This is a genomic window from Ruoffia sp. FAM 24228 (assembly GCF_045528575.1).
Classification (GTDB): domain Bacteria; phylum Bacillota; class Bacilli; order Lactobacillales; family Aerococcaceae; genus Ruoffia; species Ruoffia halotolerans.
Genome location: NZ_JBGQQZ010000057.1, coordinates 1 through 16,801, shown reverse-complemented (window position 1 = coordinate 16,801; position 16,801 = coordinate 1). Strand labels below are relative to the sequence as shown.

Sequence of the window (16,801 nt, the reverse complement as noted above, 5' to 3'; positions counted from 1 at the left end):
ACACGGATTCACCGCGGCTTCCAACAAGCTGAAGCAGAGCTAGAAAAAATGTTTGAAAGATTAACAAATTAATAAATCGATTTTATAGAAGGAGTACTTCATTTACACATAATTATTGACACTCCCAATATTATGCTTAGTTATATTATTATTTCGCTTTCATATATTACTTTTCATTCTAATGACTGGGGAAAGTTGATAGGATCACTTAATTATTATCCAGATATTATTAATCAATACGAAATTGCTATAAATATTCCTTCGACATTAATGGTTAATTACACACCCCTGCAACTTTTTATAATGACTGTAATAATGATGATTTTAATATTCTTCTTTTCAGGATTAATGTTGATGCTATTCAATATAATTAGACCAGGACTTGGACTGGTATTATACTCTGTATTCATATTCTTATATCTGGCAATCAGACACTTTAATAAATTTTATGGCTTTTATATTTCTGTCTTTTCTTGGATTTCTTTGTCGAATATTTCGACATCAAAACTTGACGGATACCCTACTCTGAGCTTTGCCATAACAATTTTAGTTGCAGGAATAATAATAATGATTACTGCAATTTATTATATTGCTTATAACGACGGATTAAGGAGAAAACTAATTTTATGGAACAACTAATAGTTAAGAACGTGAGTCAAAAATTTAAAGATAAAGAATTGTTTTCAGATGTTAATTTAGAACTTTCCTCCGGACATATATATGGGTTAGTTGGGGATAATGGTAGCGGAAAAACAATTTTAATGAAATCGATTCTAGGTCTTATACCACTAAACACCGGTGAAATATGGATGGATTCCGATAGAATTGGAAAAGACATTGAATTCTCTTTAAACACAGGTTTCTTAATTGAGGTACCTTCTTTTATTCTTGATTATAACCAATATCAGAATTTAAAATTACTTGCAGATATAAATGGGAAGATTGAAAAACAAGGTATTCTTAATGCGATAGAATCTGTTGGCTTAGATCCAAATAATAAAGAGAAAGTTAGAAACTTTTCTTTAGGAATGAAGCAGAGGCTAGGTGTGGCACAAGCAATTATGGAAAATCCAGAATTACTGATTTTAGATGAGCCAATGAATAGTCTTGATAAAAGCGGCGTTATTTTAATTAGGGAACTTATTATGAGTTTAAAGCAAGAAGGTAGAATAATTTTAATAACATCACATAATTCAGAAGATATTGATTACTTATGTGATTATGTCTTTGAAATTAAGGACGGAAAAATCGAACAAACGAGTTGAGTTTTAAAATAAATAAGTGGGGTAGCAATCATTAACTGATTGTTGCCCCATATTTTAGTATGCATGATGCTTAACAATTTCATCAAACAACGGTACCAAATACTGCCCTCGAATCCGATAATCAGGTAATATCCCAGGCGATGCGACGACATTATAATTTCTTGAAGTATTAATAACGCCCTCCAAATCAAGGTGTTCGGCTAACTCCGTGCCTGACATGTAATAGCGACTCAATGGAAATGGCCCTTGGGTGTCCGCGATTAAGTCATATAGCGTTTGTGCGGTGTAGTTTAGGAAATGAAAGTCAGCTGGAAAGGCGTCGATAATGTATTCAGATACTTTTGACAGCTCTACTTCAGTCTCTAACCAGTTTTCATAATTAGAACGAATTTCAAAATTCGCTTCTTTTTATGAAATTTTATAGAAGTGAAAGTTCACCGCAAATGTTCCTCCTGACACATAATAATCATTTTTTTATGCAGGTTATTCCCAACAAGAAAAAATATAAGAATGAACATAAAGATCCCCATGAACGATACTATAAGCTTCTAAAAAAAGGAAAATTGACAAGTGTCCATCAAATTACGGGAGTTAAAGATGAGATAAAACCACTTTACCAAGAATTATGGAACGAATTAGAATTTGCCTATGATCATGATAAACCTGTATTTATGTGGAATGTGATGCGACGAATACTTGAATCTTTTGTAACTTTTATTGATAATGGGGAATCAATTGCAGATATAGAACATAAGATGGATAATATTGAAGATAAAGCGCTTGCGTTAGGGCTTGTGAAGGGTCTGCATGTTAATTCTCATATTGGAATTGATACGGATATGGAAATAGATGGATATGATAAGGATGATTTACATAATATGTTTACAGAGCTTTTTACAAGTATAGGTTTTGAACAACACTTTTCGAAGTACTGCAAAATAAAGAAATAGTTATTCAAGTAATGAGTAGAGGAAATGGTTCTATGAACATTTTTATCAGCTAGTTACGGGGCTGCCAAGTTTGAGTTAGATTTAATTGATGTTGAGGTGAAGTTTTCACAATTAAACAATCTTATGCACACTCAGTTCCAGAAAATAATAAAAATGTATCATCTTTAATCTAAATACGATGAAGTTTTACTATACGAAGTAGATATTGATTATTCCGTCTTGATTTGAGCCACCATTCCGCTTGTTGAGAGCCACCGTTCCGGAACTTGAGAGCCATATTGTGAATGGACACTCATTCAATGAAATATAAAAGGATTGGCTTCAATATTCGCCAATCCCCAGTGTGTTTTATGCTTCTCGATCTCTCATTGATCGATGACCTTGTATTCTAATAACCTTTGCTTTACTCACCAAGCGATCTAAAATGGCATCTGCGATGGCTCCACCTCCTAATCGGGTATGCCATCCTTCTATTGAAAACTGTGAACAGATAATCGTTGCCTTGTATCGATAACGACGTTCAATGATTTCAAGTAATTCGGCAGCTTGATTTGTATTAAGAGTCATAAGAAGCCATTCATCCAATATTAGTACCTCAAAACGTTCATAACGTTTGAGTAGTTTATGGAAGGTTGCTTCCGCCTTTGATAATGCAATTTCAGTGAGTAAATCAGGTAAACGGACATAACGGGTACGGTAGCTCGCCAAACATGCTTCATATCCTAAAGCACAGGCTAGATAGCTTTTCCCTGATCCTGTTGGGCCAACGATTAAAACATTATTTGGGACAGTGACGTATTTATTCGTTCCTAATTCTTTAATAAGATCTTTATCCAAATCACGATCTGAATAGTACTTTATACCCTCTAAATAGGCTTGATTCTCTGATAAGTTAGCGTTTTGAATCAGCCGTTTAATCTTCTCATTAACCTTAACATCCGATTCACGGTCAATGAGATGTGCAAGGCGTTCTTCAAATGTCCATTGGGTATATTCCTTTTCTTTATCTTGTTCTTGGTATGCCTCAGCCATACCTTTCAAGCGTAATTGAAGCATTTTTTCATAAGTAGTCTCGTTCATTGCCTAATCCCTCTCTTTATAATATTCCCATCCGCGCAGAAAAGCATGATCTTGTTGATCATCTACCGGGTTAGTGTTTGTTATCGCTTGTTTTGATGTCGTTTTTACTTCAATCATTCGTTTAATATTTTTGTACATAGGGACGTGGATAATGTTTAACGCTTGTTGACACGTTGCTTCTAATTCTGCTTCAGTATATTTATCTGTTAGTTTCAGGATGGATAAGCACCCATTATAGGCTTGTTGTTCAACGCGATACTTATCGAGTAACCGCTCAATCACAGTCATGGTGTGCGGACCGATTTTTTTAGCCCAGTTAACGAATCGCTGGCGGTTCCATTCCCCCGCTTGACGATGATTGGGAGGCATGTGGTCTTCAATAGTGACATATTGACCGGGTCTACCGTATCGTCGACGATGACAACAAATACGTTGATGATCAAAAAATACTTCAATCCGGTTTTGTGTGATTCGAAGTCTGATGTCTTTTTTGATATATTGATGGGGGACCGAATAGTAAATCTTACCCACTGAAATATGATAATTGTATTGAATTCTAGCTGTTTTCCATACACCGTACTCATAAGCATCCTTAGGCAAAGGTTGCAGGTAAGTCTTTTCTTCTGTTAAGAAAATTTCTAATCGGGATCCCTTTCTTTTTTGGAACGGTTTCTCATTATATTCAGACAATAATCCTGTAATTCGTTCGTTTAAATCAAATAAGTCATGAAATATCTCATGACGAAGTTTGCGATAATCTGTGTGGTAATTTTACCTACAGCTCCTTCTACGGAGGCTTTACCTTTAGGTGTTCGTGGTTTCGCCGGTAGTATCGCTGTACGATAATAGTCTGCCATCTCTTGATAAGCGGCATTCAAGACGACATCACCTTGTTTAGGGTGTTTCACCACGCCTGTCTTTAAATTATCACAAATGATTATTTTAGGACTCCCTTGAAGGAATTCAAAAAGATGAATATGAGCATTAATCCATTGTTCTTCCTTCATATTGAGTGTGGCTTCAACGTAGGTCAGTTGACTATAAGGCAAGATAGCGACAAAAAAATAGACTTTGGTTACCTCGCCCGTTTCAGAATCAACCAGGTGATAAGTGGTGCCTGCCCAATCGACCTCGACCTTTTCGCCCGCAGTGTGCTCAAAATACATCGTTGCTTTAGATTGTTTGATGCCTTGATTGAGATGCTCACAAAACTGACTATATTGATAAGGAATGCGATCACCACTTAAATGACATTCTTTAACATATTCTTCCCAAAGTAACTTACGCGTCACACCAGGCTTACGCAATTCTCCCATCAGATAGTGCGTATCCAAAGGAACATACATTTCTGACTTATTATCAGTAACGTCTGGAAATAACTTTTCCTTTAATTCAGCTTCATTCAACTGACTGACCTGATTCCAATCTAACGGAATAGCCTTTCGGGCATTCACTACTTTCGAGACTGTATTTCGTGATACAGCTAGTAACTTGGCTATATCACGCTGTGATATGCCGACATTTTCGTACCTAAGTATTTGTTTATAATTGCTCATAAACAACCACCTCTTTCTATAAAATTTTTGTAGATTATGACATCTAAAGATAAATTTTATAAAAAAAAGTGGCTCTCTTACAGCGGAATGGTGGCTCTGAGTGGTCAGAACGGTGGCTCCCTAAAAATAGAATCAAGTGGCTTCGCCACAACGTAATAATCAGATATTGAAACAAATAAAACGTTTGATGAACTTCAATCACTATCAGGATTAAAGTATGTTTATTTAGATAATGGCAAAATTACGCAATATGCTAATGCACTTTTTGCTGATCAGTCACCGTTGCACTGGATAAAAAATGGGGAACACAGTTTTCAAGAACTACTAGAATCATCAAAACTAGTATATTCTGATATTCAAGATGAAGATAGGGAATTTGTAGACAGGCTAATAGAAGAAAATATAATTATTGAAAATAATGGGGTGTTGTCCTTATCTAATCCACGCTATTTCATTCTAAAAGATTTATATTTAAACCAAGCAATCAATTTTTATTGGATTAGTAGAAAGTGGAAAGAAGAAATAAATAGCATGATACTTAATAATGAGTTGATAGGGGATAATAAACTACTCTCAAGAAACGAAATCGCTTATTTTAACTACTATTTAAATGACACATACCCGAATGGTGAGGCATTACGTAATAAATATTCTCATGGATCTACCAATACTTTAACTGATGATGAGCACGAAGATAATTATAATAAACCTTGTTATTTAATGTCGCTATTTACAATTAAAGTCAATGAAGAATTTAACTATCGATATGATATTCGAAGTGACAAAAATAAATATTAGAGGGGTTATATATGTCAGAAAATAGTAATAATAAATTAACTGATTTATCCTTAAGTCAATTAGTTATTGAAGCAGCACAAATGAAACAATTGCTTGTTCAGTTAAAAAATTCGAATAAAAAAATCATGAGTTTGTTAAGCAATCCATTAATACCTTTTTTTGCATTTATTGGTGACGGAATAATTAAATTAGTTCCTGAAGAGGATGATTTGACAGATGAAACACTCAACTTAGATAATTATGAATTCAGAAGGTTTATAGGCCAATTAAGAGTGGGTCATAAGCTACTAAGTGATAAAACAGTATCAAAAACTGGTAAACTTTTATTAGGAATACAAGAACAAAACTTTAAAATGTTGACATCTGAATATAATGCTTTACAGAAAATTGTGATAGATTCAATTGGCCAAAGAGACTTGTCTATTGTTAGTTATAAAGGAATTGATTTTGGAAATTTGCTTCAAACTTATATATACCTAGATCCTTTACTAAAGCATTTAGATGAAATTAAGTATAGTGATTTAAAGACTATTTTGGGACCAAAATTAATTGGTACATCAACAGCCTTATCGTCTATTATATCGAGTTTTGTTTCGCCTTTCGAGGAATTTGGTAGACTGAAGATTGATAAACTAGTTAAGATCCAAAGTAGAATAAAAGAGTTTGAAAGCAAAGATTACTTTTTTCTTGATAAAGTAAGAAAAGATATTTTTAATAATACTCTTCCAATGGAACAGTTAATTGTATTACATAGTCATTTATGTCAGTTAAACTTTATTGGAACTATACTGCCAGAAATTTTCGGTAATGTGTCTGACCTTTATCTTAGGTTTAAACTTATCACTTACTTAGAGGCGGTGAAAACTTTAAAGAAACTGGTAAATCAAAAACAATGGATAGATGATTTCCATAGAGATGATATCAATGATATATTGAATAGTTCAATATATAAACTAATTTCGAAAAGACAAGTACGAAATAACATAGCTCATTACACAATTGCTGACTATGATTACGAAATTTTCAAAGGCAACAATGTATTAATTGATATTATTGAATTTGAAAGTAAGGATGTTTTCTCGAGTTTCTGGGAGAGTTTTGAAGAACAATTTGTGAAAGTAAAATTGGTAATCATGAGTTTGATTTATTAAAGTACTAAAGGAGTTTTAATTGTTTAATCAAATGGATGAAAAGAGATGATCAACATGAATAGCATGGACCGTATTAATCAATTCCGCGATGAGCGTAACTGGCGCCAGTTCCACAATGAGAAGGATTTAGCCTTATCTATTACGTTGGAAGCTTCAGAATTATTAGAAGTCTTTCAATGGAAGACGGCTGAAGAAGGCGTGAAAGACATCGAACAGATAAAAGATGAATTGGCGGAGGTTTTAATCTACAGCTATATGTTAGCGGATAACTTGGATTTAGATATTGATGAATTAATCGAGCGGAAATTAATTAAAAATAATGAAAAATATCCAGTAGATAAAAGTAAAAACAAGAAGGATAAATACACAGACTTGTAAAAATCATCTGTTTTACAAACATTCAAATTCATGTTATACTGAATTTACTAAAAAGGAAGGGAGCGTTGTAAAATGATGGCATCTATGAGAATCCGCAAAGGACTTTTGAATGGTTAATTTAATATATTCAAAAGTCTTGTACAGACGGTAATTTCATGGGATAAGTGTGCCTATTTTTATACGCTATCTTTAACAGTTGAATGAAATTGGCGAAAGAGGTAGAAGACTACCTCTTTTTCTTATGCCATAAATTACCCATATGTACACGACTAACAAAGGAGTGCATAAAAATATGGAAACATTAGCAATAAAATTAAAAGAGATTTTAGTTAGTTATCAAAGTAAAGATATCTTAGACATTGATGAATTAAGCGCCTATCAAGGGGACGTTATTGGTGTCATTGGACGAAACGGGTCAGGAAAATCAACCTTATTAAAAGTCATCTCTGGAGAGATTGAACCTGACGGTGGCCTCGTTCAACGTGAAGTAACCTTTAACTATCAACCACAAATTCAAGAAGTAGACGAAACTTACCGTGCCGATGTTCTACAACCCGATTTGATGTCTCGGTTACAAATACCAACGAACGTGGTTGAATCATTAAGTGGCGGGGAGAAACACAAGTACCGCTTACTACAAACGCTATCCGTCTATGAATTAGGCTTATTGCTCGATGAGCCGACCACACATCTTGATAAGACGAGTGTTGATTACCTCATCGAAGAATTACGCTATTACTATGGAACATTAGTTATTGTCAGTCACGACCGGTATTTTCTTAATCAGCTAGTGAATAAGATCTGGGAAGTGGCAGATGGTAAGGTCATTGAATACATCGGAAATTATGATGATTATATGAAACAAAAAGAGCAACAAATTCAACAACAAGAAGAAGCTTATAAGCAGTACCAACAAGAAAAAAGGCGTTTAGAAAAAGCAGCGCAAAGGAAAGAGATACAAGCGCAAAAAGCAGCTAAAGCAAGCAGTAAACAAATCAATCGATCCATAAAACCGGATCGATTATCGAGTTCAAAGCAAAAGGATACTGTTCAGAAAGCGATGCATAAAAGCGTTAAAGCCATTGAGAAGCGAATTGAACAATTGGATGATGTCCAAGGTGTTGTTCGACATAAAGATATCGTGTTTCCAAGTGTAAAATACTTGCAAATGCACAATGATTTTCCGATTCGAGGCTATAATATCCAATTAACTCGTGGTGACAAACTTCTCATTGAAGGAGGCAGTTTTCAAATTCCTTTAGGTAAGAAAGTGGCGATAATTGGTGACAATGGGACTGGTAAATCAACCTTATTGAATCACATCTTAAATGACGGTGAAGGCGTCACCTTATCACCAAAAGTAGAGTTTGGTGTCTACCAGCAACTCGATTACCAATTAGAAACAGACGTTCCGCTTTTAGCGTATTTAATGAAACAAACTGAATTCGATGAAGCTTTTGTTCGAGCTGTTTTAAGTAATTTAGGCTTCAAACAAATGCAAGTGATGACGCCCTTGAATAAATTAAGTGGGGGTGAGGCAACACGGGTGGCTATGGCAGAGATGTTTGTCAAAGCAAGTAATGTATTGATTCTAGATGAGCCAACTAATTTTATCGATGTTTTTACGATTGAAGCTTTAGAAAGCTTTATCCAGAAGTATTCAGGTACGGTTATTTTTACATCTCATGATAAGGAATTTGTGAGCCGAGTCGCTGATCCAGTGTATCAAATAGATGAAGAAAAGCTCATACATCTTCGTTAAATGAGATTCCAGTGACTAAAAGAGAAATTGATGACGACATTATTAGTAAAATTTAACTTAAATGAGAGGGTTTTCGTAGTAGAATAGTAAGTTATAAGGGAGTGGGTGATGACGATGAAAATGAAGACATTAACTAAATTAGCCTTAACGTTCGCAGGGGTTGCAATTGTAAGAAGAGCCTTTGATACAAGCATTCAAATTAGAAAATACCAAATGAAGAGCAATAAAGTAAACAATAATGTTCGGGTGATGTTCTTAAGTGATTTACATAATAACCAGTTTGGTGATAATCAATCTATCTTGATAGAACAAATTTCCGAACAAAAGCCTGATATTGTGCTTTTAGGAGGTGACCTTTTCGACTACGTTGGAAATGTCCACCCAACAACTAAGCTCCTCGATTGGTTAGGCCAACATTACCCAACATTTTACGTCACGGGGAATCATGAATTACGTATGAAACATTTAGCTGGCTTTAAACGCTTGATTCGCGAGATGAATATTCAAGTGTTAGAAGGAGACCGTGCGAAAGTAGAAGTGGGTCAAACAACACTAGTAATAAATGGTGTGGATGATGCGAAACACAAACGTACATTTAAAAAACAATTGAAGTACGTAGGAAAAAAAATAGATACAGAGTATCTTAATATCTTAATCAGTCATCGCCCTGAACAAGTTGAACAATATGAAAAATACCCGTTTGACTTAATATTAGCGGGACACGCTCATGGAGGACAATTCCGATTACCTGGCTTAATTAACGGCCTTTACTCACCGCAACAGGGCTTTTTCCCAGCTTACGCCGGTGGCGAATATGAATTAGAGAATGAGGCTACGATGATTGTCAGTCGCGGCTTGATGATTCAAAATCAACAGTTCCCACGTATCTTTAATCCACCTGAAATTGTCATCGTCGATTTACATTGAAATGCTAAAAAGCTTAACTATCTCTAAGTATGGTTAAGCTTTTTTAGTATAAAAATAACATTATCTAGGAAGAAGCTCCTAAGATAATGTTGTAAATATGATTAGTTTTGTTTGTATTTTGAGTACAGAGGTTCAAAAGCTTTACGAAAGGCTGTTTCGTCCGCAAGAGTCGCATGAACTTTTTTTAAGTTCTCGACATTAGGCTCGTATTCTAGCCAAAGTTTAATTCGTCCTGAAGGACCATATTTCTCAATCATATGCGTATAAACCCGTTTAAAAGTATCCTCTTTAACGTAGTCAGGATAGTGATCCAAACTATATAGAATGGTTCGACTCAGTAATCTTTCAAAGTTGATATCGCGATCCGCCTCAGAAATAATCTTGCCATAAAGTGAACGGGGTTCATAAGGTAAAGATGCACGGTGATCTTCTGCTGCTTGGGCAATCGTCTTTATTTCATTATCAGTAAAAAATGTTTTTAAGACAAAATCCGCTTCGATAATTTTACGAGAGGCTGATTCATGTCCTTGTCGGCCAAACTTTAAGCCAATATCGTGATAAGCTGCGATAGCATAGACAATGTTTAGATTCACATTATAATTTTTTGCGATATCCAAACTATTCTCAATTACTTGATATACATGATCAGGTTGATGAGCGCCATCATAGGCTTTGTACTGAGGAATTATTTTTGATTCAATATACTCAACTAATTTTTGATTTATCATTTTAACACCTCATTGATATTTTTGTTAGTATAACATAATTAGAATTAAATGTGCTAAAATTAGAATTAATTAAAAAATAGGGGAAATAAGATGAAGATAGAAGCAAGAAACACCTTAGATAATACGACAATAAAGCAAATCAATGAATTAGAAGCAATGGTTCAAACGCATGACGGAACATATCATGATATTTATTTAGATAATCGCTTTAATTTTGACCAAAGAATGCCCGCATTTTTATTTGCTTGGGTTGAAAATTACTTGATTGGTTTTCTATCCATATATGCTGATAATATTGAAGAAGCTGAATTATCAGTGATTGTGCACCCAACTTATAGACAACAAGGTATTGCCACAGCTCTAATAGAACAAGCTAAAGAGATTATTAAATCCTTTCGTATTGCTGATATATCTTACATAAGTGAGCGACGCTTCATTGAAAAAACGAATTATCTACACAGAACGTATCAAATCGACTGGCACGAGACAGAATATTTGATGGAAGCTAAAGTAATGGTTGAGCAAGAATATCCAGAAGCAACTATCCAAGTACGAAAAGCAGTGATGACAGATGCGAGAAGTATCGCTTCATTTCAAGCAAAAGTTTTCGAGAGTTCTTTTCAAGAAGCGATGACCTATGCAGAAGGCAGTATTGGTGAAGATGATCATGAGATCTTTGTTTTCTTGAATCAGGAGGGAGACATTGTTGGCTCCAGTTCAGTGAACACAACGGAAGAATATTATTATCTCTTTGGCTTAGCCGTGGATCCAAATTATCAAGGACAGGGCTTTGGAACGCAAGGTATCTATCAAATGATGAAGCAGTTAAATGCAGAGGACGAACGTCTATTTCGCTTATCAGTAGAAAAAGAAAATGCACACGCTAAACATTTATATCAAAAGAATGGCTTTGGGGTCATATCAGAAGTCGTTTATTTAAAAGAATAACGGAGGGAATTTTTGGAATTATGGGACTTATTTGATCGGAGTGGAAACATCGTTAGTACGAATCATGGACGAGGAGATACGATTCCTGAAGGTACCTATCATAAGATTGTGAATATTATTGTGCAGCATGTTGATGGGGATTATCTTTTAATGAAGCGTTCGGATGATAAAGAAAGTCGTGCAGGAGAATATGAGTTAACTGCTGGTGGAAGTACAATCAAAGGTGAAGACTTTAGTGAGGGTGCTTGGCGAGAATTATATGAAGAAACAGGGATTAAAGCAGATGCACTCTATGAATTGACGCCAGTCATTATTCGAGAAGAGAAACGATATTTACAAAAAAGTTTCTTTTGTTTAACTAATATAGATAAAAACTCCATTCAATTACAAGCAGGAGAGACTCAAGGTTTCCAGTGGTTGAGTGAAGACGAAGTCTTAGCTATATCAAATACAGATAGTTTAGTCCGTTTAACAAATGAAGTCATAGAGCGAATTAAAGAAATCAAATTAAAGCACCTTAAATTAACTTAAGAATGTCACAATAACGTCATAAACTTCAAGCAAACTTCACACCATTCCCTTTGAATGATTGCTATAATTGATATAACAAGCAATAGGGAGGGATTAGATGAGACGTATTCGTGATATTGTTTTAGCTTTATTATGTACGATAGCTATTGTCAATGTAACAGCCCATGATCAATCGATGACGCTAGAGCAACCGGAATTAATATTGGCCCAAGAGTTGAATGAGTTTGAAGGAATCCCAGAAGAGATTCAAGGTGTCTGGTCGTATGAAGGTGACATGACGAGTCAGTCGGCTATCTTGCGTGGTAACCAAATGATAATAACAGATGATTACAATGGCTCAGTCTACTATACTATTGATATGACTCAAGTTGAAGAGAACTTTGAAGTGGATGGTATTGACGATAATTCAGAGAGAACACTTTATATTCTTAACACAAATATTAATGATTATTCAATGCGTTATGGTGATGAAGAAGCAGCCATGACGACTGAAAACTTCTACTTTGTCTATGATGAGAATGAAGATATCTTAATCCCTCAGCCAGAAGTGACGTTTAACCGCAATGCTGAAGAAGAGCTTGCTTATATAATCCACGACAATATGATTACAGAACAACCAATTAACCGTGAACAATTACGTGAGGTCGATAGTGAATTTTTAGTCAATCGATATCATACTCATCAAGAAGCCGGTAGCGAAGATATATACTTAGAATTGTACCGAGATATTGCGAATGAATACCCTGATTTAAATCTATTGCGTAATGAGAACTATGAAACATACAGTGCAATTAGTTCGATTATTATCGCTAATTCAGAATTAACTTATGGAAGACTGAATCAAGCAGGACCCGATAAAGTCCTGTCACTATATCAAGAAGCTCAAAATAGTGCTAGCAGTGAAGATGTTGTAGTAAAAGAAATTTACCCAAGTATTGAAGCAGAAATCCAGGCATTCCATGACCGCCAATTAACGTATGAGAATTCATTGAGATATAGCGGAGAATAAGTTAAATATCCCCATCAGCAACCAAGCTGATGGGGATATTTGTATTTTATGATGAGGCTTAATCAAACAAAAGAAAATCGAGATCGTCAGGAACATCAGTTTCTAAATTGTAGACAACACCGTAGTCATCCTTAATATAAGTTGTATTAGTATTAGCTTCAAAACGTAATAGGGGAGTAGAAATATCATACATTGATACTTCCCATAAATTTCGATTGAACTTAATATTAGGCTCGTTGATATACAGGACGTGTGGCGTCCTACCTTGCGCCGAATTGGATGAAAAGTTGAAAGAAGCTAAATTTAGAATGCCTGGATTTTGTAAATCAAAGATAAAACGCCAAGTCTCACCACCACTATTTGCTACGATATCTGCTGTTGCTCGATAAGCTTCAGCATAGTCAATACCATGTTTTTCATTGAATGAGCTCACTTCTTCATTGGTCATAGAGTTAAAATCAATATGATCATCTATATAAGTTTGGATATTACTTAGACGTGTCCGGTTACTCAAATTAGTTGGATTCATGGTGGGTGAATTTTGGGTAATAACAACAACAGTATTATTTTTTTGATCAAAGTGAAAACCTGAAATAACTTGTGTTTCATCATCAGTTAGATAAGTTCCATCATAATCAAAGATTTGAGCTGAAACGATTTGAACCTGCGTGACGATTAAACCTAAAAGAATAATTAATTTTATTAACTTATTCATTTTGATTACCTTCTTCTAAGGTATAAACGATTCCGTACTCATCTGTGATACTGTCGGTACTCTCGTTCATCTCAAAACAAAGAATCCGTGGGTCTCCCATAATGCCAACAATCCATAAATCTTGGGATTGTAGAATTTCAGGTTTTGAAATCAAAATATCACTATTGAAGTCAGAATCAATGTCCGATAAAGAATGCACTCCCGGAATTTCTTGAAAAGCGAGTCTCAATGCATCCTTACGAGTCATCCAAGGCTCTACTTTATCTGCTGCTTCTAGCAATATTTTTGAATAATCTATATCGTCTAATCCCCATTTTTCGCGCATGTCATTTATTTCTTCAGCTGAGATAAATGGATCGATTAAAGCAGTATGGTTTCCACTGTTTCTAATCTCTAATAAACGACGAATATCTTCATTTTGACTCGACTGTTGAGTAAGAATAGTAATTGATTGCGACTCAGTATCGAAAGTAAACCCTCGTATCGCTTGGTTTTCATCGGTGAGATAAGTACCTTCATACGGAAAATCTCCAAAACCATCATGTGCTTCAACTAATGAAATTGTAAAGAAATTTATCAAAAATATAACGGCTAACGTAACTACAGTACTGCGTGAAAATTTCATTTAAACCATCCTCCTTGGAATTTATTGTTGACGAAATACTTTAGCAAATCTATACTTTCAGTAACAAAACAATTTTCAACTTCTTACTTATACTATAATAGATATGATGATAGTAAAGTTAATTTATTCATAAACGATGTTTTTTCACTCATAATCAGCCTAAAGTAAAGGAGTGCACAATGAATTTCAATATTTTTCAATATATTGTACCAACTTATATTTTATACTCATATTTCATTCAAAAGCCAAAAATAAATAAAGTAGTTTCAGGTTTTATATGTATCATCGTTGTTATAATCACAGCGCAATTAAATTTGAATTACCGTGAAGCTTTACAAACATTTTTAATATTTATGGTCTTTTTCGTATCGACTTACTGGCATTACAGAACTGTTTCTATTAGTACTATATATAGTGCTTTACCTTTAATTATTTATTACATAGCTACAGAATCAATGAGCTATGTTCAACTACCTCATTTTTGGATGACAATTATAATTACTTTAGCTTTTATTAGTATTCTGACTTTCCTTACTCGACAACTTATAAAGTGGTTCTACAGATATTATATCAATGCAAAAACATTCATTTATATTATTATTTTGTGCATTTTCTTTGTTGTTTATTATGCTCAACTGATGAATCTTTTCGAGTATTTCTTACTCAATGATTCAATGCTTACTATATTTAGAAGTGTTTATTTATTCGCGAGTGTATTATTTGTTCTAGTACTTATATTCTTTCACAATAGCAGTGAGCAAATTCGAATGATTGAACAAGAAAAAGCTCAAGAAGAAGTTAATCAACAATATAATCAGTTGATTACAAGGCAATATGATGATGTTCGTCAGTTTCGTCATGATTATCAAAATATATTGCTTAGTCTTGATGGATTCATAAAAGCTGAAGAGTGGGATCAATTACGGGATTATTTTGAACGAGTCTTAGATAAACATGACATTCAAACAGATGATACCAATCGGCAATTAGGTAAACTAATTTACTTACAAAATGCTGACTTACGAAACTTAATCTATACTAAACTATTATATGCCAAGTCACGAGGGATTGTTGTGAACATTGAAGTGTCAGAAAGTATGTTTATTGAAACAGATGAAACATTATCATTGCCACGTATGTTAGGCATTATTTTAGATAATGCCATCGAAGAAGCGGCAGAAATTCAACATGGAGAGCTATCGGTTTCATTAATCCAAGAAGAATTGGAGTCCCTAATAATTGTAGAAAACTCTTGCCGAGTAAATATTGAAAGTTTAGTTACATTAAAAGAAAACGGATATTCAACCAAAGGGGCAGAACGAGGGATTGGACTCTTTAACTTAGATAGACTAGTAGATAAGTCTATGATACTGCTTAATACTCAAATTAATGATCAGGTGTTTACTCAAGAGCTGATCATCCCAAGAGAGGTGATTTGATGCAATCTATTTATATTTGCGAAGATGACAAGAAGCAATTAGCCTATATGAGTGAAGTCATTGCTAATTACATTATGATTGAATCACTTGATATGGAACTCAGCCTGGCATCTGTGAACCCACTCATTCTTTTAGAAGCAATTAGGTCTGAAAAAGCTTCGAATGCAATCTATTTTCTTGATATTGATTTAAACCATGATATGAATGGTTTAGACTTAGCTAAAGAGATAAGAAAGGTTGATGACTTAGGTAAAATTGTATTTATAACTACACACGCAGAATTAGCTCCGGTTACTTTTCGTTATAAAGTTGAAGCGATTGATTACATAGTAAAAAAGACACCTGAAGAATTACAAAACCGAATAATAGAAATTTTGAATGTGATTGGTGAGAGACAACATTTAAATTCAGAAGTAAAAAGACAATATACATTTAAAGTAGGTAGTAAAATGCGCTCAATCGCTTTAGATAATATTATATATTTCGAAAGTTTATCTCAGCCGCATAAAGTGGCAATCATTACTACAAATGGACATTATCAGTTCTATGAAAGTTTAAAGGCAATTGAAAAATCACATGAGGAATTTATCCGTGTTCACAAATCATTTATTGCGAATATAATGATGATTGAAAGTGTTAATCAAAAAGAAAAAATCATTACTTTTAAAAATGGTTTAACTTGTGATTTATCAGTAGCAAGAGCCAAAGAAGTACGTAAGCGACTAGAAGAAATGAGTATCAGACCATAAATAAGCACCGATAAATGCAGTTCTCCTGCATTTATCGGTGCTTTATTCTTTAATTAAAAGCAGTTGTTTATGGCAATATAATAATACATAAGATTGCAGCCTAAAAGTACATAACCAGGCAACAAAAAAAGCCTTGTTAGTCATCCAGTTTACCTCTAAAGTTTAAGTTACGACGCTTAACTTGGAGGAA

General features: G+C 34.3%; 19 protein-coding genes. 12 read left to right on the top strand and 7 right to left on the bottom strand.

The genetic code is table 11. The features are described from left to right. The first annotated feature begins 626 nt into the window (after positions 1-626). Entirely contained in the window at positions 627-1,265 is a 639-nt protein-coding gene (locus ACEN33_RS09590; RefSeq protein ID WP_407094956.1) for an ATP-binding cassette domain-containing protein, read from the top strand. Positions 1,266-1,319: 54 nt separating this feature from the next. On the opposite strand, the gene ACEN33_RS09585 is transcribed toward ACEN33_RS09590, so the two are convergent. Then, a complete protein-coding gene (locus ACEN33_RS09585; protein ID WP_407094955.1) occupies positions 1,320-1,484 on the bottom strand; it encodes a hypothetical protein in 165 nt (54 codons plus the stop codon). Positions 1,485-1,675: 191 nt separating this feature from the next. On the opposite strand from ACEN33_RS09585, the gene ACEN33_RS09580 reads away from it, so the two are divergent. After that, the gene (locus ACEN33_RS09580; protein WP_407094954.1) at positions 1,676-2,215 is read left to right on the top strand and encodes an AAA family ATPase; all 540 of its coding nucleotides are present in this window, start codon (positions 1,676-1,678) and stop codon (positions 2,213-2,215) included. A gap of 348 nt (positions 2,216-2,563) precedes the next feature. Here ACEN33_RS09580 and istB read toward each other — a convergent pair whose 3' ends face one another. From istB to istA, 3 genes are all read right to left on the bottom strand, one after another. Continuing rightward, positions 2,564-3,295: an IS21-like element helper ATPase IstB gene (istB, locus tag ACEN33_RS09575; RefSeq protein WP_407094953.1), complete on the bottom strand. Its 732-nt coding sequence runs from the start codon at positions 3,293-3,295 to the stop codon at positions 2,564-2,566. Between the two features lie 3 nt (positions 3,296-3,298). Beyond that, positions 3,299-3,895 carry a Mu transposase domain-containing protein gene (locus ACEN33_RS09570; protein ID WP_407094952.1) on the bottom strand — a complete coding sequence of 199 codons (597 nt, stop codon included), beginning with the start codon at positions 3,893-3,895 and terminating at the stop codon, positions 3,299-3,301. A gap of 110 nt (positions 3,896-4,005) precedes the next feature. Then, positions 4,006-4,851, bottom strand: a complete 846-nt coding sequence (istA, locus tag ACEN33_RS09565; RefSeq protein WP_407094951.1) for an IS21 family transposase — start codon at positions 4,849-4,851, stop codon at positions 4,006-4,008. Between the two features lie 282 nt (positions 4,852-5,133). On the opposite strand from istA, the gene ACEN33_RS09560 reads away from it, so the two are divergent. The 5 genes from ACEN33_RS09560 to ACEN33_RS09540 all read left to right on the top strand — a co-directional run bounded on the left by ACEN33_RS09560 (position 5,134) and on the right by ACEN33_RS09540 (position 9,867). Next, positions 5,134-5,649 (top strand): hypothetical protein, encoded by a 516-nt coding sequence (locus ACEN33_RS09560; protein ID WP_407094950.1) that lies wholly within the window; start codon positions 5,134-5,136, stop codon positions 5,647-5,649. A gap of 11 nt (positions 5,650-5,660) precedes the next feature. Further along, positions 5,661-6,800, top strand: a complete 1,140-nt coding sequence (locus ACEN33_RS09555) for a hypothetical protein (protein ID WP_407094949.1) — start codon at positions 5,661-5,663, stop codon at positions 6,798-6,800. Positions 6,801-6,854: 54 nt separating this feature from the next. Continuing rightward, entirely contained in the window at positions 6,855-7,178 is a 324-nt protein-coding gene (locus ACEN33_RS09550) for a nucleotide pyrophosphohydrolase (protein WP_407094958.1), read from the top strand. A gap of 292 nt (positions 7,179-7,470) precedes the next feature. Beyond that, positions 7,471-8,940, top strand: a complete 1,470-nt coding sequence (gene abc-f / locus ACEN33_RS09545) for a ribosomal protection-like ABC-F family protein (RefSeq protein WP_407094948.1) — start codon at positions 7,471-7,473, stop codon at positions 8,938-8,940. 108 nt (positions 8,941-9,048) lie between these two features. Then, on the top strand, positions 9,049-9,867 hold the full coding sequence (locus ACEN33_RS09540; RefSeq protein WP_138403818.1) for a metallophosphoesterase: 819 nt from the start codon (positions 9,049-9,051) through the stop codon (positions 9,865-9,867). Between the two features lie 101 nt (positions 9,868-9,968). On the opposite strand, the gene ACEN33_RS09535 is transcribed toward ACEN33_RS09540, so the two are convergent. Next, positions 9,969-10,595, bottom strand: coding sequence for an HD domain-containing protein (locus tag ACEN33_RS09535; RefSeq protein ID WP_138403819.1), 627 nt, complete (start codon positions 10,593-10,595; stop codon positions 9,969-9,971). A 90-nt stretch (positions 10,596-10,685) separates the two neighbouring features. Here ACEN33_RS09535 and ACEN33_RS09530 point away from each other — a divergent pair, with 90 nt between their 5' ends. The 3 genes from ACEN33_RS09530 (at position 10,686) to ACEN33_RS09520 (ending at position 13,083) form a co-directional block, all read left to right on the top strand. Then, positions 10,686-11,543, top strand: a complete 858-nt coding sequence (locus ACEN33_RS09530; RefSeq protein WP_407094947.1) for a GNAT family N-acetyltransferase — start codon at positions 10,686-10,688, stop codon at positions 11,541-11,543. 12 nt (positions 11,544-11,555) lie between these two features. Then, positions 11,556-12,074, top strand: coding sequence for an NUDIX domain-containing protein (locus ACEN33_RS09525; protein ID WP_138403821.1), 519 nt, complete (start codon positions 11,556-11,558; stop codon positions 12,072-12,074). 97 nt (positions 12,075-12,171) lie between these two features. Continuing rightward, positions 12,172-13,083 carry a hypothetical protein gene (locus tag ACEN33_RS09520; protein ID WP_138403822.1) on the top strand — a complete coding sequence of 304 codons (912 nt, stop codon included), beginning with the start codon at positions 12,172-12,174 and terminating at the stop codon, positions 13,081-13,083. A 58-nt stretch (positions 13,084-13,141) separates the two neighbouring features. On the opposite strand, the gene ACEN33_RS09515 is transcribed toward ACEN33_RS09520, so the two are convergent. Both ACEN33_RS09515 and ACEN33_RS09510 read right to left on the bottom strand, forming a co-directional pair. After that, positions 13,142-13,798 carry a hypothetical protein gene (locus ACEN33_RS09515; protein WP_138403823.1) on the bottom strand — a complete coding sequence of 219 codons (657 nt, stop codon included), beginning with the start codon at positions 13,796-13,798 and terminating at the stop codon, positions 13,142-13,144. Further along, positions 13,791-14,423, bottom strand: a complete 633-nt coding sequence (locus tag ACEN33_RS09510) for a hypothetical protein (protein ID WP_407090947.1) — start codon at positions 14,421-14,423, stop codon at positions 13,791-13,793. The genes ACEN33_RS09515 and ACEN33_RS09510 overlap by 8 nt, the downstream gene beginning before the upstream one ends. A gap of 767 nt (positions 14,424-15,190) precedes the next feature. Here ACEN33_RS09510 and ACEN33_RS09505 point away from each other — a divergent pair. Further along, positions 15,191-15,862 carry a sensor histidine kinase gene (locus ACEN33_RS09505; protein ID WP_171031254.1) on the top strand — a complete coding sequence of 224 codons (672 nt, stop codon included), beginning with the start codon at positions 15,191-15,193 and terminating at the stop codon, positions 15,860-15,862. Further along, positions 15,862-16,611 carry a LytTR family DNA-binding domain-containing protein gene (locus tag ACEN33_RS09500; protein WP_338486946.1) on the top strand — a complete coding sequence of 250 codons (750 nt, stop codon included), beginning with the start codon at positions 15,862-15,864 and terminating at the stop codon, positions 16,609-16,611. Before ACEN33_RS09505 ends, ACEN33_RS09500 begins: the two co-directional genes overlap by 1 nt. The last annotated feature ends 190 nt before the right edge of the window (positions 16,612-16,801 follow it).